At 39.7% G+C, this 22,793-nt stretch carries 28 protein-coding genes; 9 read left to right on the top strand and 19 right to left on the bottom strand.

The genetic code is table 11. The features are described from left to right. Window positions 1-109 precede the first annotated feature (109 nt). Together NDN60_RS00005 and NDN60_RS00010 are read right to left on the bottom strand one after the other, a co-directional pair. A complete protein-coding gene (locus NDN60_RS00005; RefSeq protein ID WP_011374893.1) occupies window positions 110-817 on the bottom strand; it encodes a VIT1/CCC1 transporter family protein in 708 nt (235 codons plus the stop codon). Window positions 818-876: 59 nt separating this feature from the next. Further along, window positions 877-1,557: a VIT1/CCC1 transporter family protein gene (locus NDN60_RS00010; protein ID WP_011374892.1), complete on the bottom strand. Its 681-nt coding sequence runs from the start codon at window positions 1,555-1,557 to the stop codon at window positions 877-879. Between the two features lie 174 nt (window positions 1,558-1,731). Here NDN60_RS00010 and NDN60_RS00015 point away from each other — a divergent pair, with 174 nt between their 5' ends. From NDN60_RS00015 to pnuC, 5 genes are all read left to right on the top strand, one after another. Beyond that, window positions 1,732-2,370, top strand: coding sequence for an NAD(P)H-binding protein (locus NDN60_RS00015; RefSeq protein WP_011374891.1), 639 nt, complete (start codon window positions 1,732-1,734; stop codon window positions 2,368-2,370). Between the two features lie 15 nt (window positions 2,371-2,385). After that, window positions 2,386-2,805, top strand: coding sequence for a MerR family transcriptional regulator (locus NDN60_RS00020; RefSeq protein ID WP_011374890.1), 420 nt, complete (start codon window positions 2,386-2,388; stop codon window positions 2,803-2,805). A gap of 18 nt (window positions 2,806-2,823) precedes the next feature. Beyond that, window positions 2,824-3,237 carry a cupin domain-containing protein gene (locus NDN60_RS00025; protein WP_011374889.1) on the top strand — a complete coding sequence of 138 codons (414 nt, stop codon included), beginning with the start codon at window positions 2,824-2,826 and terminating at the stop codon, window positions 3,235-3,237. Between the two features lie 15 nt (window positions 3,238-3,252). Beyond that, a complete protein-coding gene (locus tag NDN60_RS00030) occupies window positions 3,253-3,573 on the top strand; it encodes a carboxymuconolactone decarboxylase family protein (RefSeq protein WP_011374888.1) in 321 nt (106 codons plus the stop codon). Window positions 3,574-3,877: 304 nt separating this feature from the next. Beyond that, on the top strand, window positions 3,878-4,636 hold the full coding sequence (gene pnuC / locus NDN60_RS00035; protein ID WP_016265300.1) for a nicotinamide riboside transporter PnuC: 759 nt from the start codon (window positions 3,878-3,880) through the stop codon (window positions 4,634-4,636). A gap of 53 nt (window positions 4,637-4,689) precedes the next feature. Here the strand turns inward: pnuC and spxB are convergent, their stop codons facing one another. The 4 genes from spxB to trpX form a co-directional block, all read right to left on the bottom strand. Then, on the bottom strand, window positions 4,690-6,525 hold the full coding sequence (gene spxB, locus NDN60_RS00040) for a pyruvate oxidase (RefSeq protein WP_099947670.1): 1,836 nt from the start codon (window positions 6,523-6,525) through the stop codon (window positions 4,690-4,692). A 203-nt stretch (window positions 6,526-6,728) separates the two neighbouring features. Further along, window positions 6,729-7,487, bottom strand: coding sequence for an ABC transporter ATP-binding protein (locus tag NDN60_RS00045; protein ID WP_056948739.1), 759 nt, complete (start codon window positions 7,485-7,487; stop codon window positions 6,729-6,731). After that, the gene (locus NDN60_RS00050) at window positions 7,484-8,347 is read right to left on the bottom strand and encodes an ABC transporter permease (RefSeq protein WP_011374884.1); all 864 of its coding nucleotides are present in this window, start codon (window positions 8,345-8,347) and stop codon (window positions 7,484-7,486) included. The genes NDN60_RS00045 and NDN60_RS00050 overlap by 4 nt, the downstream gene beginning before the upstream one ends. After that, complete coding sequence (gene trpX, locus NDN60_RS00055) at window positions 8,344-9,345, bottom strand: tryptophan ABC transporter substrate-binding protein (protein WP_056948738.1); 1,002 nt, start codon at window positions 9,343-9,345, stop codon at window positions 8,344-8,346. Before trpX ends, NDN60_RS00050 begins: the two co-directional genes overlap by 4 nt. 546 nt (window positions 9,346-9,891) lie before the next feature. On the opposite strand from trpX, the gene NDN60_RS00060 reads away from it, so the two are divergent. After that, the gene (locus tag NDN60_RS00060) at window positions 9,892-11,151 is read left to right on the top strand and encodes a cytochrome P450 (protein WP_056948736.1); all 1,260 of its coding nucleotides are present in this window, start codon (window positions 9,892-9,894) and stop codon (window positions 11,149-11,151) included. 73 nt (window positions 11,152-11,224) lie between these two features. Here NDN60_RS00060 and NDN60_RS09325 read toward each other — a convergent pair whose 3' ends face one another. The 4 genes from NDN60_RS09325 to NDN60_RS09340 all read right to left on the bottom strand — a co-directional run bounded on the left by NDN60_RS09325 (window position 11,225) and on the right by NDN60_RS09340 (window position 12,865). Next, window positions 11,225-11,320 carry an IS3 family transposase gene (locus tag NDN60_RS09325; RefSeq protein WP_331716960.1) on the bottom strand — a complete coding sequence of 32 codons (96 nt, stop codon included), beginning with the start codon at window positions 11,318-11,320 and terminating at the stop codon, window positions 11,225-11,227. Between the two features lie 427 nt (window positions 11,321-11,747). Next, window positions 11,748-11,984 carry a transposase gene (locus NDN60_RS09335; RefSeq protein WP_082267781.1) on the bottom strand — a complete coding sequence of 79 codons (237 nt, stop codon included), beginning with the start codon at window positions 11,982-11,984 and terminating at the stop codon, window positions 11,748-11,750. A gap of 3 nt (window positions 11,985-11,987) precedes the next feature. Continuing rightward, on the bottom strand, window positions 11,988-12,770 hold the full coding sequence (locus NDN60_RS00065; RefSeq protein ID WP_011374879.1) for a transposase: 783 nt from the start codon (window positions 12,768-12,770) through the stop codon (window positions 11,988-11,990). Further along, entirely contained in the window at window positions 12,713-12,865 is a 153-nt protein-coding gene (locus NDN60_RS09340; RefSeq protein WP_350028373.1) for a transposase, read from the bottom strand. The genes NDN60_RS00065 and NDN60_RS09340 overlap by 58 nt, the downstream gene beginning before the upstream one ends. Before the next feature lie 197 nt (window positions 12,866-13,062). Between NDN60_RS09340 and NDN60_RS00070 the strand changes: the two genes are divergently transcribed. Beyond that, window positions 13,063-14,409, top strand: coding sequence for a glucose-6-phosphate isomerase (locus NDN60_RS00070; RefSeq protein ID WP_056948732.1), 1,347 nt, complete (start codon window positions 13,063-13,065; stop codon window positions 14,407-14,409). Between the two features lie 115 nt (window positions 14,410-14,524). Here NDN60_RS00070 and NDN60_RS00075 read toward each other — a convergent pair whose 3' ends face one another. The 7 genes from NDN60_RS00075 to NDN60_RS00105 form a co-directional block, all read right to left on the bottom strand. Next, window positions 14,525-14,836, bottom strand: coding sequence for a hypothetical protein (locus tag NDN60_RS00075; RefSeq protein WP_011374876.1), 312 nt, complete (start codon window positions 14,834-14,836; stop codon window positions 14,525-14,527). A gap of 21 nt (window positions 14,837-14,857) precedes the next feature. Beyond that, the gene (locus NDN60_RS00080; RefSeq protein WP_056948729.1) at window positions 14,858-15,586 is read right to left on the bottom strand and encodes a hypothetical protein; all 729 of its coding nucleotides are present in this window, start codon (window positions 15,584-15,586) and stop codon (window positions 14,858-14,860) included. Between the two features lie 21 nt (window positions 15,587-15,607). After that, a complete protein-coding gene (locus tag NDN60_RS00085; protein WP_231952377.1) occupies window positions 15,608-16,243 on the bottom strand; it encodes a C39 family peptidase in 636 nt (211 codons plus the stop codon). A gap of 362 nt (window positions 16,244-16,605) precedes the next feature. After that, window positions 16,606-16,749, bottom strand: coding sequence for a hypothetical protein (locus NDN60_RS00090; protein WP_011374872.1), 144 nt, complete (start codon window positions 16,747-16,749; stop codon window positions 16,606-16,608). Window positions 16,750-17,006: 257 nt separating this feature from the next. Further along, on the bottom strand, window positions 17,007-17,441 hold the full coding sequence (locus NDN60_RS00095) for a universal stress protein (protein ID WP_011374871.1): 435 nt from the start codon (window positions 17,439-17,441) through the stop codon (window positions 17,007-17,009). Between the two features lie 226 nt (window positions 17,442-17,667). Next, on the bottom strand, window positions 17,668-18,360 hold the full coding sequence (locus NDN60_RS00100; protein WP_011374870.1) for a hypothetical protein: 693 nt from the start codon (window positions 18,358-18,360) through the stop codon (window positions 17,668-17,670). A 121-nt stretch (window positions 18,361-18,481) separates the two neighbouring features. After that, window positions 18,482-19,156 carry a hypothetical protein gene (locus tag NDN60_RS00105; protein ID WP_076639187.1) on the bottom strand — a complete coding sequence of 225 codons (675 nt, stop codon included), beginning with the start codon at window positions 19,154-19,156 and terminating at the stop codon, window positions 18,482-18,484. A gap of 216 nt (window positions 19,157-19,372) precedes the next feature. Here NDN60_RS00105 and NDN60_RS00110 point away from each other — a divergent pair, with 216 nt between their 5' ends. Continuing rightward, window positions 19,373-20,092, top strand: coding sequence for an MIP/aquaporin family protein (locus NDN60_RS00110; protein ID WP_082268175.1), 720 nt, complete (start codon window positions 19,373-19,375; stop codon window positions 20,090-20,092). 350 nt (window positions 20,093-20,442) lie between these two features. Continuing rightward, the gene (locus tag NDN60_RS00115; protein WP_011374867.1) at window positions 20,443-21,816 is read left to right on the top strand and encodes a glycoside hydrolase family 1 protein; all 1,374 of its coding nucleotides are present in this window, start codon (window positions 20,443-20,445) and stop codon (window positions 21,814-21,816) included. A 52-nt stretch (window positions 21,817-21,868) separates the two neighbouring features. On the opposite strand, the gene NDN60_RS00120 is transcribed toward NDN60_RS00115, so the two are convergent. Further along, window positions 21,869-22,348 (bottom strand): nucleoside 2-deoxyribosyltransferase, encoded by a 480-nt coding sequence (locus tag NDN60_RS00120; protein WP_011374866.1) that lies wholly within the window; start codon window positions 22,346-22,348, stop codon window positions 21,869-21,871. Between the two features lie 132 nt (window positions 22,349-22,480). Further along, window positions 22,481-22,654, bottom strand: a complete 174-nt coding sequence (locus NDN60_RS00125; RefSeq protein WP_011374865.1) for a hypothetical protein — start codon at window positions 22,652-22,654, stop codon at window positions 22,481-22,483. Window positions 22,655-22,793: the final 139 nt, after the last annotated feature.

Below are 22,793 nucleotides of genomic sequence, written 5' to 3' on the forward strand. Positions count from 1 at the left end.
GTAATCACTCCCTATATTGGTTGGAATTAGCTACTACCATTGTAAGTGATTGCTTTGGGCTTTTTAATTTCTGTTCGGATTAATTATAGAATTTGCCAGTTATTTAAATTTAGAAAAGTTGGCCGATGCCGTAGTGAATAGCCATGGTGACTAGGCCGATTAGAATGTTCCGAATAATCGAAACTTTGACCTTGCCGTCACCAAGTTTAGCACTGATATAAGCTGTAATGGAAACCGCCACAGTAACGGCGATGATGGTCCCCGTCATTTTGTAGGCTTCAGGGAGAATAATCATAGCAAATAATGGGAAAACACCACCGAAGGCTGCGGAGAAAAGAGAAGCAAAGGCTGCTGCCCAAGAATTCATATAATGGCCGAGTTCTAAATCGTATTTAACGTTGACGATGGTCGCTAAAGGTTTTTTCGACATGAGATCTTTGGCAATCGCTAGTGAGGTTTCTGGTGTAACGCCTTTTGATTCGTAGAAGGCTTGCACTTCTTTGATTTGGCCTTCCTTATCATGAATTAAGCGTTGCTGTTCAATGGCAACGGCAGCCTTTTCAGTGTCACTTTGAGAACTAACGGAGGCATATTCGCCAGCGGCCATTGAAAAGGCACAGGCTAGTAGGTCTGCTAAGCCAGCGATAAAAATCGTGAAATTATTAGTTGTGGCGGCGGCAACACTAAAAAGTACGCCAACGACGGTTAAAATCCCGTCATTGGAACCTAAAACACCAGCCCGTAAGGTATTCATCTTTTCTTCCATTGTTTGGTGGGGCTTTTCAATTGAAGGGGTAGTTGTTTTTGAAATCGACATAGAAAAGGATCCTTTCGAGGAAAAATAATTGTGCTTTTTAAAAATTAGTTAGCAGGGTTTTATTGTTTGAACAATGTCCCGATTGCGTAAGTGACAATCATTGTTAATAAACCGGAGACGACGTTTCGAATAATGGCTTTGGAACGATTAGCTTTGCCAAGGGCAGCGGCGCTATAACCAGTAATAGCTAGGGCAATCATCACCGCGATGATAGTTGCGATAACGCTAATGCGATTAGGGAAAAGGGTAATTGCTGCTAGTGGCAAAATAGAACCGATAGGAAATGAAATAAATGAAGCAATCGCAGCTGCATAAGGATTTGTGAAGGCGTTAGGTAAAAAGCCGTATTTTTCCCGGATAACAGTTGTTAGTGGGTCAGCAGTCATCATTTCTTGGGTGGCTTTAGTCGCTAATTCCGGTGCGATACCCGTTTTAATGTATTTTTGACGGACAAAAGCGCTTTGAGATTCATAATTACTTTTTAGATTGAGTTGTGTGTTGAAAATGGCCATTTCTTGCGCATCTTTTTGTGTGCTGACAGAGACGTATTCGCCCATCGCCATCGAGATGGTGCCGGCTAACATGCCGGCAATCCCTGAGATAAAGATGGCGAAGTGATCGCTAGTGGCACCGGCAACCCCAATAACAATACCAGCAACGGAAAGAATCCCGTCGTTGGCGCCCATCACACTGGCTCGCATGACGTTAATTTTTTGAGCAAGAGATAATTTTTTAGTCACAGTAAAGCCTCCAATAACCTTTATTACTTTATAACCATTATAAACTACGATTTGTAATACTTCAACCGATTACTTTTAAATTGCGCAAAATTGAAATATTTTTTAAATTAAAGCTTGCCTTATAGTCCACTAGAAGGTGTATTCTACAGTTACTGAAGTGAAGGAGTGACGATCATGAGCAAAATATTAGTATTGGGTGCGGCAGGCCAAGTCGCACAGCTGGTTATTCAAGATTTATTAGCAGCTAAGCAACACGAATTAGTTTTATATCTGCGGAATGCTGAACGATTGGCAGCTTTAAAAACAAATCCGCATGTGACGATTATCGAAGGCGATGTTTTGGATCAAGCGCGATTAACGGCAGCTTTGAAGGGGATCGATATCGTTTATGCTAATTTAGGTGGCGAATTTGAACCTTTAATGAAGACCGTCGTCAAAGCAATGACAGCGACCGGTGTTAAACGGTTGATTTATATCAGTGGGCTAGGTCTTTACCATGAAGTGCCGGGAGAATTTGGTGCGTGGAATGAACGTGCTGTGGGTCACGATGTCATGGAAGATACGCGCAGAGCAGCAGCAGTTGTTGAACAATCGCCATTAGACTACACGATTTTACGGTGTGCTTATATGACCGACGAACCGATTGTTGATTATGAATTAACGGAAAAAGGGACACCATTTAAAGGGACGATCATTTCACGACAGAGTATCGCCAAGGTGGTGGTAGACCTAATTGATCAACCAACCCTTGGTATTCGCGCAAGTTGGGGGATTAATCAGCCTAATACGGACGGTGATCGACCGGTTTATTAAAAGGAGGCGGTTAGCTTGGCAGAAAAACATTATAAGATTGGTGAATTTGCAACGCTAGTAGGATTATCAACGTATACGTTGCGCTATTACGAGGAACAAGGTTTAATCAAACCACAACGGGATGCAGCCGGGTTACGCTATTACACGTTAGAGGATGTTAAATGGGTCGGTTTTATCCTCCATCTAAAAGGGAAGGGGATGCGGATTACCGAATTACAGAACTATGTTGAATTGCGAGCGCAAGGTGATCCAACGATTGAGGCGCGCAAGGCGCTATTGCAGCAGGTTAAAGCACGCGCTGAAGCCGAAGTCGCTGAGCTACAAGCGAACTTGGTGATAATGGGCCGTAAAATAGACTGGTATGATGGCAAATTAGACCAGTCGATAGGTCAATTAGAAAGCTTTGAAACCTATTTACAGCGATTCGAATCATAATAAAGTGAGGTTATTGAAATGGTTAAAAATGAACGATTAAAAACAGAACAATTATTTACAGTAGGGGAACCGAATGTGGCTTACCAAGATTTTTTTGTTGGGCAAAGCTATTTATCAATGTTGGTTAACGAACCAGATGTGAATGCTAATGTTGGTAATGTCACGTTTGAACCGGGCTGTCGTAACAATTGGCACATTCATCATGATGGTTATCAAATTTTATTAGTTACTGGTGGTGAAGGCTGGTACCAAGAAGCCGGGAAAGCAGCCCAACATTTGGTGCCTGGTGATGTGATTGTCACTAAAGACGGGATTAAACATTGGCATGGTGCCACTAAGGACAGTTGGTTTAGCCACATCGCAATCACAGCTGGAACACCTGAATGGCTAGAGGCTGTTTCTGATGCTGATTATGACGTATTAACAAATTAAAAGGAGGTTTTTAAAATGGCAAAAAAACAGACGGCAGGTCGCGATTTATTAGGTGATTTTGCACCTAAATTCGCTGAATTAAATGATGATGTTTTATTTGGACAAGTCTGGTCACGAGAATCAGAACTACCAGCGCATCAACGGAGTTTAATTACAATTAGTGCATTAATTTCTGGTGGTAATTTCGAACAGTTACCAGCACATCTAAAAATTGGCAAGGAAAACGGCATTACCGAGGCAGAAATTGTCGAAGTTATCACGCATCTGGCCTTTTATGTGGGTTGGCCAAAAGCTTGGTCGGCAATGAACGCCGCTAAAACAATTTACCGGGCTTAAAAAGTATTTAAAAAGTGTCGTTCAAATTAAATTGAGCGACACTTTTTTTGAGCGAATTGATAAGGTGGACAACTATCTTTTTTTAATTGGACTAGTTCAGCGCTTGCATTGGCGTATTACCAGGTATTCTAAAAATTATGATTTGAGAGCTACCATATTTTGAATTAAATACAAGAGTTTAAATTTAAAAAGTCTGCGTGTACTATATATAGTGTTGTTAATTCTTTAAAGGCACCAAGATATAGAAAATGGTGTTGACGATCTGAATAAATAACTAATTTGACATAAAGAGGGTTTTTGATCAATGCAAGATAGTCGTGCAATCGCCAGTGTATTTAATCCAAAGTGGTATATCCAACAAATGAAGGGCTGGACAACAGCCAGTTATGGCTTATTAATGTTTGGTTTGGGTTTTATTTTAGCTGCCACAGTTTCAGGTGGACCAATTAACAGTGTTTCAATCTTAACGATGTTTGCGGGCATGTTAGGTTTTACATGTACGATTAGTATCACTAATACCAAACCCTTAAATGGTGTTTTTGGGATTATTTCTGCGTTAATCTACATTATTGTGGCTTACAACGCTAAAAACTATAATGATATGTTATTACAAACAGTCTACATTATTATGTTAGATATTCCGGTCTTATTGATGCCAGATTGGGCACAAAATGTCGATAAAAAAGTCCGTGGTCTTGCGAGTCGCGGTAAGGGTCTTCGTAACTGGGTACTGACGTTATTATTCTTCGCTGCTTCAGTAGGGTTGTTATATCTCTGGGAAAGTAATATGACAGATAGCCCACGGCCGTTGATTGATAGTGTTGCCGCTTCGGTTGGCTTTACTGGTGCGTTATTGACAACGTTACGTTTTAAAGAAAGTTACTACTTCTGGTTTATTCAAAGTATTGTTTCGATTACGTTATGGGGCATCACAGCGATGCAAGGCGGTTCTAACTGGGTCCTATTCTTTACCTACATCTTGTACTTATCAAACGATTTAGTGTCATTTTTCGATAAGAACGTTGTTTGGTTCCATCCCAAAGAAACGATTGCTGAAAATTAAAGTATCAAAAAAGCATCCTAATATGTGTTAGGATGCTTTTTAATTTGAAAATATTAGAGTTTAACGCCATTTTCTGCGAATAATTCTGGCAATGTTTTAAGTGATTGACCATCATATTCAGCGAAGAAATCAGCAACGCTGTATTCTTTGCCGGTAGGACGAGAAGCATCATAGCTTGCGCTAATTGATTCTGTAAGCTTGCCATCTTTGATGGTTAATTCTAATTCTTCAACAGGGATACTACGTTTGTCAGTAATCTTAGCATCGATTAAGAATGGGCGACCCGCTTTTGTGACTTCAAGAGCTTTGTCAAAAGCGGCAGGTAATTCTTTAGAAGAACGAACGGTGATTGATTCAACGCCCATTGCTTGGGCAATCATCGCGAAGTCTTGATCTTCGATAAAGATTCCTGAATAATCCATTGGTAAATCATCTTGTTCACTCTTAATGAAGTTTAATGAAGCATTAGAAGTGATGATATTGATGATTGGTAATTGATATTTCTTTTCGGTGATTAAATCTTGTATCACCATTGAAAAGGCACCATCACCAGCAATATTGAAGACTTGACGATCTGGGTAGCTGAGTTGACCAGCTAAGGCACCAGGCACGCCTGAGCCCATTGAAGCAAAGAGGGCTGAAATTACCCATTTATTCTTCGGTGTTAAGTGCAAGTGGCGGAAACTATTGATGATATTATCACCAACATCAATTGAAAAGACAGCATCTGGGTCAGCAATCCGATTAATTTCTTTATAGATTGGTTCAAATTCAAGTGGATCAGATGGCCGATTTGTTAAGGCATCAAGATAAGCTTGCCAGTTCTTCATATCAGCAACGGCAGCCTTGAAGAATGGACTTGGTGCAGCAGCTTGACTACGGGCAACCACTTTTTCAACAAAAGTAGTTGCATCTGACCAGATACCAAAATCTAAGAAATGGTGACGGCCAAATTGTGCTTCGTCATTATCGATTTGAACGAATTTAAAGTCGTGTGTCCGGTAAATTAAGTTAGCAAATGGGAAGTCGGCACCGATGGCAATCACAAGATCACTAACGGCCATGATTTCATCGGCAGCTTTTGAAGCAGCTCGGTTAGCCATGCCTAAGTTACCTTCATAACTATCAGGTACTAAGCCTTTTGCAAGACCAGTCATGACGATTGGAATTTGTAATTTCTTCGATAATTCAACGAGTTTGTCGCCGCCATCTTTAATTCCACGACCGACGTGGATCACAGGACGTTTGGCATCTTTGACCATTGCTAAGAATTGGTCAACTTCTTCATCAGTAGCAACAGGACCTGCAACTTGTTTACGATCTGTTGGTGAGCTTGAGCTGTATGGTGTGTCTGGAATTTCAACGTAACCAAAGTTATTAGGAATAATGACAACTGCAACACCCTTGTGTTTGTATGCTTCACGAATAGCCTTATCAACAACATATGGTAAGCTTTCTGGCGTCATAACGAGTCGGTTATAAACGGAAACGTCATCAAACATTGGATTTTCATTAAATTCTTGGAAGTAGTTGTAGTTCATATTTGTACTTGGGACTTGGCCAACTAATGCTAAAACAGGGGCGTGATCTTCTTTAGCATCGTATAAGCCTGTCAAAAGATTCGTTGCACCGGGACCAGCAGAACCAAAAGCAACCCCAATTTTACCCGTTAATTTAGCATCAGCAGCGGCAGCAAGTGCACCAACTTGTTCATGACGTACTTGGATATATTTAAGTCGGTCTTGTTCAACCGTTAATGCACGCATTGTTGAATTAAATGAGCCACCAGGATAACCAAAAACATGGTCAACTCCCCAAGATTCAAGAACGCGAAGCATTGCAACGCTTGCTGGAATAGTTTCTTGCGTTTCAGTATTTGTACCAGTCATAGTAAAAGAACTCCTTTAAGTGAATTAACGATTTAGGTTGCGCACAACCTTATGACATATAATTTAGCACACGTTGAAATCGATTACAAGCGTTTCGCTTCTTTTATCAACGGACTGAACTAATTACTGGTATTGTGACAAAATAAAATAACAAGTATCCCATATTCTGAACATGATTCAGAACTAGGAACGCTTGTTATTTTTTAGGCATTAAGATAATTAAGGAGTTTTTCCGTTGTTAGTTGTTGTTTTTCCACCGCATTAAAATCAGCAATTAATTGACCGGCTTTTAACACTAAAAGACGGTTGCCATAACGCAAGGCATCTTCCAAATCATGAGTAATCATCAAACAGGTGAGTTGATTATCCTGAATGGTTTGATCTGTAAAAGTCATCAATGCCTGGCTTGAAACGGCGTCTAAGGCCGATGTATGCTCATCCAATAATAGCAATTCGGGTTTTTGAATCGTTGCCATCAAGAAGTTTAGGGTTTGGCGTTGTCCACCAGATAAGGTACTGACTGGTCGATTAAGCTGTTGTTCTAGATGGTTGGGTAACGTTTTGGCGAGAGCCTTAATTTGCGGTAATTGTTGTTTTAGACGACGGGGCAACAAACGACGCCGCTGACCACGACGCATGGCTAATAGGATGTTTTCGGCGACGGTCATATCAGCGGCTGTCCCTAATTTAGGATCTTGATAAACACGACTAATTAAACGTGTCCGCTGTTGGGCAGATTGCTTGGTAATCTCTTGCCCATTAAAAATAATTTGGCCACTCGTCGGCGTTAAATCACCAGCAACAGTGTTGAAAAAAGTTGATTTACCAGCACCGTTGGCTCCTAGTAGCACAACGAATTCTCCGGGATTGATGTCAAGGCTTAACTGGTCGAGTAATTGTTTTTGGTCATTATCATCAGATATTTGATAACTTATTTGGTTTAAAGTCATACGAGGCGTCATTTTGTGGTCATTCCTTTCTTTTGTTGTGGTGCAATGATGAAGATGGCGAGGATAATGGCTGAGAACAGTTTGAAATCATTAGCATTAAAGCCAAGTTGGAGGACCAATAGTAAGATTAAACGGTAGACGATACTGCCAAGGATGATGCTGATTAATTTAGAAATGAAGTGGTGACCGACTAATAGCCGTTCACCAATGATGATGGCGGATAAGCCAATGACCATTACGCCAATCCCCATATTGACGTCTGCAAAGCCGTTATATTGCGCAACCAAACCACCTGCTAAAGCGATGAGACCATTGGAAAGGACGATTCCAATCGTTTTAGTTCGTTTGACGGCAATTCCTTGAGAGAGCGCCATTGTCGGATTATCACCGGCTGCAATCAGTGCTTGTCCGAATTCAGTGTAGAGTAATAAGGCAAGGGCCAACATCGCCACGACAATAATGATGAGGTTCAAAATTAGTAGCCGTTGATCGACAGTGAATTGTTGTAAAAAAGGCAATTGGTAGAGATTATGTTGATCACCGATTGCGAGGTTGGCTTGGCCTAAAATACGCAAGTTAACTGAATAAAGACCGGTTAGCGTCAAGATACCGGCTAAGAGGCTCTGAACGTGAAAATAATTGTATAAGATAGCAGTGACTAACCCGGCAAGACAACCGCCAACAAAGGCAACGAGTAGCGAAAGGGCGATATTGTGTTGTTGTAGCATGACGGCACTTAATGCCGCGCCTAGTGGGAAGCTACCTTCGACAGTCATATCAGGAAATTTTAAGATCCGGAAGGTAATGAAGACCCCTAAACTAAGTAAACTCCATAATAATCCTTGGTCGATGGTTGAAATAATGAGGCTCATTTGATAATCGCTCCTTTTTCTTTAGCGGTTTTGACAAGATTTTGAGGAATGGTGATGTGTAAGTCTTTGGCCTTTTTGAGATTTAAGACAAGGTGGCCTTTACGTAAATAGCGAATGGGTGTTGAAGCGGGTTTTGAACGACCGCTTAAAACGGCAGCGGCCATTTTGCCGGTTTCAACGCCCAAATCATATTGACTCAAGCCAACGGTGGCAAGCCCGCCGTCTTTAACCATCGTTTCAGCTGAAGGAAAGACCGGTGTTTTAGTTTTATCGGTGACGTGGACAAGTGTGCCCATTGCACTGGCAATTGTGTTATCGGTCGGTACGTAAATTGCGTCAACTTTAGGCGCTAGATTTTGGCTGACTTGTTCCAGATCGTTGACGGAACTAAGACTTGCATCAATGACTTGGAGGCCTTTTTGTTTGGCGAGTTGCTTGAATAGGTGCATCTGACTGGTTGCCGAGTTATCACTGCTGGAATATAAGATACCAACGGTTTTAAGCTGCGGCATGATGGCTTGCATTAAATCGAGTTGTTTTTGAATGGGTGCTTGGTCGGAAACGCCGGTGATATTGGCGCCGGGATGTTGGTTATTTTTAACGAGGTTTGCACTTGCCGGATCGGTGATGGCGCCTAGGATAATTGGCAGTTGTTTAGTGGCGTTAGCAAGGCTTTGGGCGGCTGGTGTTGCAATGCCGATGGTAACTTTTGCCTTTTCTGTAACAAAGCGGTTGCTCATTAGGCGCAAGTTACTTTGATCGTTTTGTGCGTTTTGAAAATCAATTTTAATATTTTGATGATTATGATAGCCGGCACTCGCTAAACCTGCGACAATACCGCGGTGGATTTCGTCAAGTGCGGGATGGGATAAGGGCTGTAAAATACCAACGGTTGGCAAATCAGGTTGGTGGGCTTCTTTAATTTTTTTGATACCTAGCAGTGTGAGTAAACTACCGAAAATTAAAATGAGTGGTAAAAAACGTTTTAGTTTAGACATTGACGAAAGCTCCTTTAACGTGCTTTTCAGCCCATACTTCTGCGGTTAGCTACGTCCCGCAAACGAACGATTACATCGTTCATTCACTGGACTAGGCTACTCCTCAAAGTATAACCAGGCTGAACGCACTTATTTCTCAAATAAAAAAAGTCCCCCACATAGTCATGTAGGGGACAGAAAAAGCCTACATGGATTTCCTCGAGTAAAATCCATGTAGGCTTAAAATTCAATCGATTACTGATGAATGGCCGCATGGATACAATCAAAAGACTGTATCCCACGACGGTATACAATCTCACTTAGCGGCTTTGCCAACGAATATTCAATTGTACTAAGTGAGTGTTTGTCATTTTCAGTAACCTCCGTTTTATTTGATGTTGAAAAGTATAGCGGCTTGCCAGAATGAAGTCAAGGCCTTTAAGAAAATAAATTCTGAAAAGAAAGCAAAACTTGCGTGAAAAAGCCAGTGAGCAGTATTTTTGACACTGAGTTGTTTAAGATAGTACGTTTGTATTGGTAGAAATAAAACAAACAGGAGATGAAATAATGAAACAAGTACCAGAAACAAAAATCAAACTAACGGATGTAAAGGAGTTGATTAATAAAGGGTATAACCTTTTAGGTGAGCTTCGTGAAGAAGCAGATGCTCCAGTAGCAAAAGCAGAATTTCTGACAGAAGAAATTACAACCGTTTATGGAGAAGAAGCAGCGCGTAAATTTTATAATCCTGAAAACTTCAAGCGGGAAGGGTCTATGCCAAAAGTAGTATTGAAAACTTTATTTGGTGAAGACGGCGTACAGACGATAGATGGAAAGAAACACCATCAACGTAAAAATTATTTCATGGATTTGATGACTCCAGAACGTATGGAAGACTATAGAGCTATTCTAGATCAAAATCTTGCAACCGAACTCGATCAGCAACATGGCACTTTTGAGTTATTCGACCTTTCTAAAAGAGTTCTCTTTAACTCTATTTGTGAATGGGCTGGAATTAATCTAGCACAGTATGATCCGAAAGAAATCGATAAGCTTGCTAGTAATCAAATATCCATGATTAGCGGAGCCATCACTTCTCCAACGAACCACTTAAAAGGAGTAAAAGACCGTAACGAATCAGAGGGATGGGCTCAATCATTAATTAAAGAAGCTCGCAAAAATCCTGTACCAGGCAAAGAAAATCTTGCCCTCTATACATTCGCACAAGCAGAAGACCTAGAAGGAGAGTTATTACCAGTAGAGGTTGCAGCAGTTGAATTGCTAAACATCATTCGTCCTACTGTAGCACTGACGGTTTGGATGGCCTTAATGGGGCATGCGCTTTTCAGTAAAACGAACTTGTATGACCAATTAAAAGAAGACTTTGATACCCTACAAGATTCCTTTATTCAAGAAATGCGTCGCTACTATCCATTCTTTCCTATGTTACCAGCAATCGCTCTTCGTGATGTAGAAATTGATGGTTACGAAATACCAAAAGATAGCTGGGTTGTCTTAGATATTTATGGTACAAACCATGACGCTCGTACGATTGATCATCCAGAAAAATTTGATATCAAGAGATATATTGGAAAAACAAAAGAAATTTCTTATGAAGAAGAATACGAAATGATTGCGCAAGGTGGAGGAGAATTTAGAAATATGCACCGTTGTGCAGGAGAATGGATTACTCTTCACAGTATGCGTGTCTTTTCTGACCAATTAGTAAATAAATATAACTTTAGTATTCCCGAACAAGACTGGACCGTTCCAATGAACCAATTTCCTACGTATCCAAATAGTAAAGCATTGTTGTTTAAAGAATAATTTAAAAATAAAAGTTTGGTAGAGAGCTCCCGATAAAATGGTACCCATGTCAAGGACACAATAAAAAAAGAGATTAAGCTGCTTGAAGATGCCTCCTATATTGAATAGGGGTCATCTTTTTTAAATTCCATTGATAACGGTAATTGTTAGAGTAACGTAAGCGCCTAATAGAAAGGTACCTAGAAAATGAAAAAGAGGCTGGCTCACTGGGTCTATACTAATATCCTTCCAGAATACTCCATATAAAACAGTTCATTTTTTAAGCGTCCAAAAAGAACCTATACACCACTGCCTTAACTGGTTTCTATTCAATAGCCCAGCATTCGGACTTTCCCAGAATAATCTTGTTCATATTCAAGATAATGAAAAACCGCCATCTGTTATTCTTTTAAAATAAGTTTCTTTTAGAATAAATTACGTTGTACCATTTTTTGTGAAAATAACTAGCATCGAAATAAGCCGTAGGCTTCCTTATTTGTAAAATAGCGGAAAGTAGTCAGTTCATTCCATGGTTTGTGTAAAAAAGTGTCTGTTTTTTTACTCCGCTTTTATTTTTGCGTACGTCAAACAAACGATCCCTTCTAATTTTAAAAAAATTAAGCTACCCAAGCAGTTAGATAAGCTAGATGGTTTTTACTGATCTTATCTTTCGCAAAGGCTAACATAATGAGAAAAGTCATCGTCACAAAAAGATTCAGTTTCTTTTTTCCTCGTATCGTATGATTCTCAAATAGGTAATCTCGATCGATTCGTCCATTTACTCGCTCAATAGAGGTTCGCTTTTTGTAGATTCGTTTGAACTTAAAACTATCCCTAGCGACTTTGTTAAATATACGTCAGTCTTCTTCACATTTTATTCTGAAAAGCCGGTTATCCTGATATTGAGATTTAAATCCATAACGTAAACAATCTGTTTTCTTATCATGTCCCATATACGCTAGCTTTATCTCATTTCCTTTTTCATCGACATAGGAAACCGCTCCGTTATACGTATAAATTAAATCTGTATCTCGATATTGTTGGGTTAGCGTATCTTTATCCCACTGGTTTTTAATATCAATAACGGGGATGATGTTTTTAGATTCAATGAGACTTAATAATGGAGCTCCATCATATCCTCTGTCAGCTAGAAGATAGTCACACTGTTTCGTTTGTGAGGTAGAAAATTGTTTGATCAGTCTTTTTGCGACCGTCGGTTCGCCTTCAGATGCTTTAGTCACTTCGTAGGCTACAGACAATTCATAATTTGCATCAACGATTAAATGAAGTCGATAACCAAACCATGTTTTCTTCTTTGTTATCTTCTCGCCATTGGCTGTCGTAGTGGTATATTGTTTTAGTGTGAAATCTGCTTCAGTATCTCTTCTGCCATCATGTTCTACTTTTTTATTTGGTTTTGTAGCATAAGAAGGGATGATTTTTCCATCTAAAGCTAACGTTTGCCCAAATCCATCCAGTGTTTCATATAAAGTAGTGACCAATTCAGTAAACATCTCATCTAATAGGTGTTGATGGAGCAGTAACTTTTTTAAAAATCGAGAAAAAGCAGCTTCTGTGGGAGCTAGTTGAACCCTATACTTGCCTTTTTGTGAGCGCGAAAAATGAGGTGAAATCCGCATAGTTCTCTGAGTTGGCTATTCCGCTTCAACTCTCGAATCAAAGAAGCGACAGAGCGATGTTGAAAGACAAAACTAGCTACGAAAGCACGCCACATGGTATGAACTGGATAATCATTTCTGCCCTTTCCACGTTCTTCTTCTAATGCAGTTAACAGATTTTCACCCGGTAATGCCGTTAATACATCATTCAACTTTTCTAAATCAAGGGGGCAATCTAGCTTGCATTTTACCTTTAAAAAAGCTAAAGTTATTAAGTATACTTGTGTTTTAAAAACAGGAGGAATAGACTACTATGGCACATATTTCATTTGATGCATCACGTTTGGACAAATTTGTTCAATCAAACGAACTTGCAGAAATGCAAGCAATGGTTAATGCTGCAGATTCACAATTACGTGAAGGAACTGGCGCAGGCAACGATTTCCGTGGCTTCTTAGATTTACCAGTTAATTACGATAAAGATGAATTTGCACGGATTAAAGAAGCTGCTGCTAAGATTAAGAGCGATTCAGAAATCTTCGTGGCAATTGGTATCGGTGGTTCATACCTCGGCGCTAAAGCTGCAATTGATTTCTTAAACAACACGTTCTACAACATGTTACCAGCAGAACAACGCGATTTCCCACAAGTTTTATTCGCTGGGAACTCAATTAGTTCAAGCTACTTATCAGACTTAGTTAACTTGATCGGTGACCGCGATTTCTCAATCAACGTTATCTCAAAATCAGGGACAACAACGGAACCTTCAATTGCTTTCCGTGTCTTAAAAGATAAGTTAATCAAGAAATATGGTAAAGAAGAAGCTAAAGGCCGGATCTACGCAACAACTGACCGCGCTAAAGGTGCTTTGAAGACTGAATCAGATGCAGAAGGCTATGCAGAATTTGTTGTGCCTGATGATATCGGTGGTCGTTTCTCAGTATTAACAGCTGTTGGTTTATTACCAATTGCCGTTGCTGGTGGCGATATTGATCAATTAATGAAGGGTGCCGCTGACGCACGCTTAGAATATACAGATACAGACGTTACTAAGAATGATGCATACAAATATGCTGCATTACGTAACATCTTATACCGTAAGGGTTACACAACTGAATTATTAGAAAACTACGAACCAACATTGCAATACTTCTCAGAATGGTGGAAGCAATTGATGGGCGAATCTGAAGGTAAAGACCAAAAAGGGATCTATCCTTCAAGCGCTAACTTCTCAACTGACTTACATTCATTAGGTCAATACATCCAAGAAGGTCGTCGTAACTTGATGGAAACTGTTGTTAACGTTGAAAAACCTAACAGCGACATTGACATCCCAGCTGACGAACAAAACTTAGATGGTTTAGGTTACTTAGAAGGCCATACAATGGACTTCGTTAACAAGAAAGCTTACCAAGGTGTTGTTTTAGCACATACTGATGGTGGCGTACCTGTTATGACCGTTAATATTCCTGACCAAACAGCTTATACATTAGGCTACATGATTTACTTCTTCGAAATGGCAGTTTCAATTTCAGGTTACTTGAACGGCATTAACCCATTCAACCAACCTGGTGTTGAAGCTTACAAGAAGAACATGTTTGCTTTATTAGGCAAACCTGGCTTCGAAGAACTTGGTAAAGAATTAAACGAACGCCTATAATTGATAGTATTTCGTTTTAAAGAAAGCGACTAAAATTAATTTTTAGTCGCTTTTTTAGTGTATAAAAAAAGAGTCAGGCCAAATTGATGCTTGACCCGACTTTAATTTATCTATATTATTCAAATGTCATTTCATTGACTGATTCTTCAAGGCCTTCTAGGACCTCATTTTGTTCGATGAAATCAACCCAAGTTTGATAGTCATCAGCATGCTCACCCCGAATGTTAAAAGCCATCTTTTGTTGGATACTGGCGATGAATTCGGCGACCATCTTATCGACAGCACGATCAACCTTAGCTTCATTCCAACGTTTGGCAGGTTGACGCTTCATATTTTTTTCATTTTGATAATCGAGGCTCTTATCGCGAAAGGTATCGAGAGCGCGGGAGTTTGCTTCGAGGTATTCTAATAAAGCGGCATTATTCATTGAATTCTCCTTAAAATGTGTCTAATAGGCAGCTAACAACGATTTTAATTCTTGTTGCGCAGCCGTATCCTGTGAAACGGTAAATGGTGTAGGGGACGTATTTCGGCTACCACTAAAGGGGGCTAATGCAAAACCATCTTCCGTATTTGTGGTTTGCCCATTTCCCGTTTTGAGTTCGTAAACGACACCGTTATCACCTAATAAATACTTACTAATCGGGCGGTTCATATTCATATTGCTAGCATAATTTCTGGCGTAGGAATCGTATAATTGTGAATCGATACCAGTCGTGCCATCTAATGCGGTGTAAAAAACACAACCACCAACTGCTTGAATGGGGTAGTGGCGCCCGTCACCTTCACCATGTTGGACTAAAACACGGCCATCCGGTGTTTCGGCAAACCAATCACCAGGATCGTCAGCCCCGTGGTCAAAGTACCAGTCACTAACAGCCATATTACCAACTTCAGCACGTTGACCGGCCCACTCTAAGAAATCATGGGTGATTGCTGCTTTTTGACTATCAGTATAAGTGTGAGTCGTTTCTTGAACGGTATGGCTAGTTGTTGCTGAAGAAGTAGTGGTTTTAGAAACCATTTCTGCAGAAGATGATTTTGAATGAGCAACCTGTGAGCTTTGTTGAGCTGAGGATGATGCCACTGAGTGCGTACTAGGTTGTTTTGCTTGGCAAGCTGTTAGTAATAAAAGACTAGTGCCGAATAATAGTGTTAGTGTTTGGTGCTTAAACATGATAAATTCCCCCAATTAAACTTAATAAGTCATTGCCCGGTGGCCTTGGTAACTTGCAATCTTCCAGAAGGCCTTAAATGTCATTTTTTTGCGTTTCCCTGTGTAAGGATCATTAAAATAGAAGTGCTCTTGGTCATAACCGACGATTAAAACGGAATGAGCAGGTTGCCCGTGATAATTAATCCACGCGACGATTGGTTTTTTATGATCAAGTGTCTTTTTTAAGGTCGATACGGATGCATTAGAAAGATCGGTGAAGCTGCCTAGATATTGATCGAATAAATCGGCCCAAGCAGGTGGGTACATGGTATAACCGGAATCATCAAATGGGTTACCCCAAAAACCGGTCTCCATATCGCCAGTGGTTGTGTAGGGAATCAATTCTGGGATAGCTGTTTTGGGTAAGTCGATATCTTTATAAGTCATCAGCATTGCGACGGCCGTGATTTCGCAGCCAGTTGGTAATTCTGGAAATTGAGAAATGGGTGCGATATCTAACAGGACTTTTTTAGGTTTTTTAGTGATATCTTGTGCGGATTGGGCATTTTGTATTTTTAATAGGGGCTTACCAAACTGCGCTTGGACCATCAACAGGCCAATGCCAGCCATCAGTAGTATCCCTAATAATCTTAGACGGTGCTTCTTTTTTAGTTTCAATAATCAGTACTCCTTGCTATAGATGATAGTGGCTGGCGAGTAGTTCAAAGCCAGTTATCAGCAAACTGATACACAGAACTTGCCACCACATTTGTGTGAGAAGGGCTAGTAGGATGAGCCCGCCGCCCATTAAAAGGACGGGTAAATTCCAAGTGTGCTTGGTCCAGAAAATAAGGGCCGTACTAATAAAAATTTCGCAAACAACTAATAAGACAGCAATCATAAAAAAGCCTCGCTTCCAATATTATAAAGACTTCTTATATAGCAGTATACCATTTTGTATGGGGGACAACCATTGATGAGCGCAAAAGTAAAGCGCCTAGTGCTAAACAAAATTTTGTTTAAGACTAGACGCTTATTAATTATTTGAAAAAGGCCATCAAGAGGTGATTAATTTGATCGAACCAGGTGGTAGGATGCACTAATGTCGTTAAGATTTGTTTTCGATGTTTGTGCCAGGCGGCCTTAAGATGTTGATCCGAAAGTTTAGTAATATCAAATGCCACACATAACACTCCTTACTTGAAATATAGTTGTTAAGAGGGGATTTAGCCTTCATTATATAACAATTATTAACATTAGCAAGGGTGTTATTAACAATCAATAATCAATTATCGTCGGCCAATGGTGCGTAAAAAAGAGTACTTTGTTAATAGAATTGGTCAATAACAATGCTTGATAAATGTTAAATACGAATGAAACGGTCTTGGGGGCGCTTTAACGAGTATGACAATCTTTACCGAATTTTAAAGCCTCGTTCGCCTTATTTAACCAACAAGACATTTGTGGTCGAATGAATACTGATAAATTGGGCCACTGAACCAATGAGCAATCGTTCAATAGCACCTTTACCACTAACCCCGACAATGGTTAAATCAATATCGGCTTCTTGTGGGATAGTGATGGCTAATTCACGGCGGGGTGAACCAACCTTGAAAATGGTTTGGACGTCTGCAACGCCTTGATCCTTGGCTTCCTTGGCTTTTTCTTCTAAGTAGAGCTTCGTTGATTTTCGTTCGGCCTCTAGAGAAGAAGAGGGATATGTGATGCTTGTGCTGACAGAGACTTCATCTGGAATAATCTGAGCAATAAAAAGTTTGGCATGATTACGTTTAGCCACTTCGATCGCTTGTTTAAGCGCCTTATCAGCTAATTCTGAACCGTCTAATCCAACTAAAATATTATGATATTCTAACATGATAAAAACCTCCTTCTTAATAACTTAAATATAACATAATGGATTAGTTTTTTCTGCTAATTTGATTTGGTGGTATTAAGTTGTGCTTGACCGATCGTTTACGTAATTATGGCGATGGGTTATACTGAACTTATGAATAATTTCTCCCGAAATTAAAAACTACTTATATAATTTAATTAAATAAAAAAGACCTGAAGATTGTCAGCTTCAGGTCTTTTTTATTGCCCTATTCAACGTGCGTAATGGCAAGTTGTGTCATTTTATGTTTCTGATTAGTTGTTGTAATGATTGAATAGCGAATCTTTTTAGTTGTTAATTGTAAAAGTTTATTGGGACGGTTGAAGGACTGCTTTACAAGCGTTGTAACTTGCTTGTTGTCGGTGCCCAGGCTAGCGGTGAAAGATTCCAAATAGTTTTTAAAGACAAGGTTGTTCTTCGCATCTAGCGATTTAACGGAAATTCCTAAGATTTGTCCATCACTAGCATTGATAGAGATAACATTATGATCATCAATTTGATCCGAGCGAATACCTTCAATCGCTTTAGCATCAAAAACGCCTAAATTTTTTTGGCGTGCTAAAGGATTGTAACGTGCGATGAAAGTAGACCATTTTGTAATAGGTGTTGCAGCAGGACCTTGCAAGTATGTTGGATTATTAAGCTGTTCGTTATCGGCAAATGTGACACGATATTCTTTGGCTTTGTAGGGAATATCAACTTCAAAAGTCCCATCAGTCACTTTGACTGAATGGGTTTGATCGCCAATTTGCCAGTACACCCGTTTTTGCTTGGTTTTACCGGTCACGGTTGCATTGAACCCGCTCCCATTTTCATGAAGCTTAACCGCTACGGGGTTTCCGCAGGCGGTAAGTAGTAAAAGAAGACTTGCTAATAAACTAACTAGTGTTATTCGACGCATTTTTTTACCCTCCAAAATGTAATGGGGTTAACCATAGTTTCAAAAATAAAATGCTCCCCAGCATTTTATTTGAATGGCGTAAACTGTTGGCACCTAATTGAAAAATGATATTTTAGTTTCGCTAATTAATAGCGGTTGAACGGGCATTTTTTAACTGATCAATCGCACGGACATGACTTTTATTTGTTTTATAGATATCATCTGCGTAATCTTGATACGTACTGTTAGGACGCGTTGCAGCTAAGATAAAAGCATTAGTCTTTGCCAAAACGTTTTTAGCGTAGACAAGCCGTTCTTTGTTATGACTTGTCTTATAGTCTTTCATGCTTTCATAATCAGTTTGGGCAATAGCGTAATAATTATCAGCATCATCGAGCTTGCCCTTAGCAACTAGACGACGCCCTTCACCAGCGATTGCATTTTCGTTATCAGTATAAGTTGAATCACCGATTGTAACGGAACCGTCTTTAATCAGTGTTTCCCAAGTAGCAGTGTATTTTTGGGCAACATATTCTGTGGAAGCTGTTGCTTGCTTGATATGTTTTAAAAATTGACGTTCATGTTTATTAAAGCTTTTCTCACGTTTTTCAAGTTTAACTTGTGCTTCATGCGCGGCTTTTTGGGAGAGGTAGTATTGATAACCAACCGGTGCGGCCGCGACGAGCAAGCCAATTAATGCAATAATCAACGCGGCTTTAATGCTTTTTTTAAAGATAAGAAGGAACAAGAGTAGTAATAAGCCCAATCCAAAGATGGCTAAGCCGAAATAGAGAATAACGGCTAACATTAAGTTCATAAAGTGACCTCCAATTAGATAATCAGCGTTATCATGGTTAACCAATGAATATTATCCCATTTTACACAATTTAAGCAAGTTATTTTTAATAGAATAATGTGAAAAAAGGACAAATTTTTTCATAAAAGGGCTTTAATTAGAAAAGCTAATTGTTTTTCTGAAAATTATCACGTATCATGTGATATATACTTATGTTAACATTAGGAGGAAATAGTAGTGGATGCTTCTTTGACAACCCGTTTGGCTGCCGAATTTATTGGAACTGCAATTATGATTATTTTTGGTAACGGGGCAGTAGCCAACGTTGAATTAAAGGGAACAAAAGGTTTTAGTAGTGATTGGTTCTTAATCGCTTTTGGATATGGATGTGGGGTTATGATTCCCGCTGTTATGTTTGGTAGCATTTCTGGTAATCATCTTAATCCAGCTGTGACATTGAGTTTTGCAGTGATGGGCTTATTCCCATGGGAAAATGTCTTACCATATATCATTGTTCAATTCTTAGGCGCAATGGTTGGTCAATTATTATTGGTTGCAGCTTACAAACCATATTATGATCGTACAACAAACCAAGAAGGTATTTTAGGCTCATTCGTTACAATTGATGCTGCTCATAGCCGTATGAATGGTTTTGTAAATGAATTCCTTGGGACACTTATCTTAGTTTTCGGTGCTTTAGCAATCGGTGCTGGTAAGTTTGGCGCTGCCGGACATATCGTTGTTGGTTTATTGGTTATGACATTAGTGGCTTCATTAGGTGGCCCAACAGGTCCTGCCTTGAACCCAGCTCGTGATTTAGGCCCACGTTTGGTGCACATGTTGACACCACTTAAGAACAAAGGCGACTCACAATGGAGTTATGCTTGGGTACCAGTCGTTGCACCAATTATTGGCGCAATCTGTGGTGCAGGAATCTATCAAATTATTTTTGCATAATGATCAAAATAGTCCGCGAGGGCTATTTTTTTTGCACAAAAATACCCGGCTTAAACTCTAATTGGGGAAGAGAGTGAGCCGGGTATCTTATGAGTATCGAAATGATCTTACTTGGGGGAGTATTAATCATTCTTGCTAAAATATATCATAAATACCACTAAAATTAAAGCAAATTACGCATAAAACATAAAAAATGTATAAAAAATAATGATAAATGGTAAAATAAGTCAATGACAGCGATTGCAAACCCGCCTGATTAGCGATTAGTTATTTAGTGAAACTTAAAACAAGGCATGCTACAATAAAGTTATAACAAATGATGCCGATTACATTTTAAAGGAGAAGAGTCAATGATCAAATTTCCGGAATATTTTATGTGGGGCGCAGCCACGTCAGCACCCCAATCAGAAGGCTATGCGCTTAATTATGGTAAGTCGGCCTCAACATGGGACAAATGGTTTGAAATGCACCCTGAGAAGTTTAATGGCGACCAGGGCCCCGATTCAGCCAGTGACACTTACCGATTGTACAAAGAAGACGTTCAAAATATGCAAAAGATTGGTTTGAATTCATTCAGGACCTCAATTGCTTGGACCCGCCTAATGCCAGACGGGGAACATGTTAATCCGGAAGCGGTCGCTTTTTACCGAGATTATTTTGAACGTTTGAAGGCTGCTAATATTACACCAATCATCAATTTATTCCATTTTGACATGCCTTGGTGGTTAATGGAAAAGGGTGGATGGGAAAACCGAGAATCAGTAATGGCCTTTGCGCGATATGCCAAAACAGCATTTGAATTATTTGGTGATTTGGTGGACCGTTGGACGACTTTTAATGAACCAATCGTTCATATTGAATGTGGTTATTTAACGGGTTACCATTATCCAGACATCATTGATTTCAAGAAGGCAGTTCAAGTTGGCTACCATACTTTGTTGGCACACGCTGCGGCGGTTGCTGAATTTAGAAAAGTAAAACCAGACGGTCAAATTGGAATTATTCTCAATATTACACCAGCTTATGCGAAGAGTGATGCGCCAGCAGACTTGGCAGCTAAAGAAAAAGCGGATTTACTTTTGGCTAAGAGTTTCTTAGAACCAACAGTTTTAGGCCAGGTGCCACCTGCTTTGATAACGTTGTTGGCGGAACACCAATTGACGCCTGTTACTGAAGTCGGTGACCGAGATTTATTAGCGGCTAACCGTGTTGATTTCATTGGTGTTAATTATTACCAACCATTGCGAGTACAGGCACCAACCAATCCACACTTCCCGGCGTTGACGACCGATGACCTCTATGAGAATTACGTCTGGCCAGAACGGCGAATTAATCCATATCGTGGCTGGGAAATCTATCCAGAAGCCTTGTATGATGTTGCGATGATGATGAAGAACGACTACCAGAATATTCCATGGTATGTTTCTGAAAACGGCATGGGTGTCGCAGATGAAGAACGGTTTATGGCTGCAGACGGTGAGATTCAAGATGACTATCGGATTGAATTTATGCAGGAACATTTACGCCAATTACACCGAGCGATTGCAGATGGTAGTAGTTGCTTTGGCTACCATACTTGGACGTTTAATGATTGTTGGTCTTGGTTAAACGGGTTTAGAAATCGCTATGGTTTCTTCCGGGTTGATCTGGAGCATAATGCACAACGGACTATGAAGAAAAGTGGTCATTGGTATCGTCAATTAACGGAAAATAATGGGTTCTAATTAAAAAAAATGTCTCGCTAGACCAAGAATAGTTTAGCGAGACATTTTTTAATTAATAAATTTTAGTTGCAACGTATTTAGTTTGAAGCGCGTTAAAGTCGTAAGTTGCTAGATTAGTAAGATCTGCATCGCCGTTGAAGACAGCTGTCGCACTACCGGATAACATTAAGTTAATCGGTAAATCATCTTTATAACGTGCTAAAACAACGGGTTTGTTATGGGCAAAAGCATAACCGCATTCCCACATCGTTCCTGAGTCGGGTTCAAATTGACCTGATTCTGTTTGATAGTCTAATACTGCTACAACGAGATCAGCTTGATCAATTTGGCGAATATCAAATCCGAAAGTAGCGGTTTGCCATTCAAAACTACCAAATTCAGCTTCTGAATAGCTATGTTGATTGGGGCGGAAAATACTTTCGGTCTCAACTGTTGGATTTTGCGCTAGGAGAGCCGCAACTTTGTCGAGTCTTTCGATTTGTTCAGGACTAAAAAAAGGACCTGCGAGATAGATTTTTTTGTTGGTAGACATAAGAGCCGCCTTTCTGGATAATGTTCGTGTTTTAGATAAGCAGTTAAGCTTAAAAGAGTGAACTACTTCATTATAGACGGTAAATAAAAAACATTCAATCAAAAAAAGGTTGCTTCAGCAACCTTTTTTGATTTAACGCTGTTTAAGAAAAATGGCTAGCGCAATTAAAATTACCGCAACAACGACAAACAGATAAATAGAAGATGTCCCAACTGCTTTTTTACGTTCCTTAGCAAGGGGGCGATTAGCTAGCTTTTTATACTGTTTCTTAGCGATTTCGAGTTTCTTTTGATCTTTATCTTTCATATTAATGTACCTCTTTTATTTCAGTGTATCTATTATAGCATGAAACACCATCTTTAATAAAGTTGGAGACTAACAACTAGAAATTATAGATATAACTAGACATTCCGCCTAGAACAAGCTACGATAATGCTAATATCTA

Origin of the sequence: Latilactobacillus sp. (genome assembly GCF_033176295.1) — a bacterium.
Classification (GTDB): domain Bacteria; phylum Bacillota; class Bacilli; order Lactobacillales; family Lactobacillaceae; genus Latilactobacillus; species Latilactobacillus sakei.